This is a genomic window from Streptomyces sp. BE303, from assembly GCF_036290945.1.
Lineage (GTDB): Bacteria > Actinomycetota > Actinomycetes > Streptomycetales > Streptomycetaceae > Kitasatospora.
Genome location: NZ_JAQYWZ010000145.1, coordinates 1 through 1,064 on the forward strand (window position 1 = coordinate 1; position 1,064 = coordinate 1,064).

General features: G+C 68.0%; 1 protein-coding gene. It reads left to right on the forward strand.

All coding sequences use genetic code 11. The features are described 5' to 3' along the window. Positions 1 to 202 precede the first annotated feature (202 nt). Positions 203 to 1,042, forward strand: a complete 840-nt coding sequence (locus tag PUR56_RS00640; protein WP_329947398.1) for an IS5 family transposase — start codon at positions 203 to 205, stop codon at positions 1,040 to 1,042. Positions 1,043 to 1,064 lie beyond the last annotated feature (22 nt).

A 1,064-nucleotide genomic window follows, 5' to 3' on the forward strand; every position in this document is an offset into this window, starting at 1 on the left:
GTCCTGATTCTTGGGATGAGGAGCGGACCCGGCTGCCGTGACTCCGGAGGCTTGGTGGGGCGGAAGTGTCACCAGCGTGCAGATGTCCGCCGGAACTGCGCGGTTCCTCCTGCCTCGTCCCGGGAAGCCGGATCAAGGCGCATTTGTCGGCCGAGGGCCGCGACCTCTGGCCAGAGCAGCGATCCCGCAGTATGCCGTCATCATGACGGCCCGCCGACCGTATCCGAGCGACCTGTCCGACGCCCGCTGGGCCCTGGTCGAACCCACCCTCACGACCTGGCGCGAGGAACGTACCGCACGCGCCCTGGCCTTCGGGCGGCCACCCGAGCACGACCTGCGTGACCTGCTGGACGCGATCCTCTACGTCGACCGCACCGGCATCCCCTGGCGCTACCTCCCACACGATTACCCGCCTCACCAGACCGTCTACGCCTACTTCGCCCGCTGGCAACGCGACGGCGTGTTCGAGCAGCTCAACGGCCTCCTGCGACGCCTCGTCCGCACTGCCGAGGGCCGCAATCCGGCACCGACCGCCTGCATCCTCGACTCCCAGAGCGTGAAAACCTCCACCAACGTTCCCGCCGCAACCCAGGGAATCGACGTCGGGAAGAAGATTGTCGGCAGGAAGCGGAACATCGTCACCGACACCCTCGGCCTGCTGCTGGCCGTGCTGGTCACCGCCGCGAGCGTGCACGACGGCACCGCCGGCCAACAGCTGCTGACCCGGGTGGCCGCCGACCACCCCACCATGCGCAAGGCCTGGGCCGACATGGGCTACAAGAACGCCGTCATCGAACATGGCGCCACCCTCGGAATCGACGTCGAGATCGTCCTTCGTGACCCCACTACCAGGGGATTCGCCGTCCAGCCCCGCCGCTGGGTCGTCGAACGCACCCTGGGCTGGCTGATGAACCACCGCCGCCTCGCCCGCGACTACGAAGCCCTCCCGGCCCGATCCGAAGCCATGATCCACGTCGCGATGATCAGCCTCATGACCCGCCGCCTCACCGGCGAAACGACCCCCACCTGGCACGGAACCTGACCTCGACAACCAGGAGCGAAAC

Bases quoted from the DNA above. Each gene is read 5' to 3' on its own strand.
- PUR56_RS00640 (WP_329947398.1), top strand. From the start codon at position 203: ATGACGGCCCGCCGACCGTATCCGAGCGACCTGTCCGACGCCCGCTGG.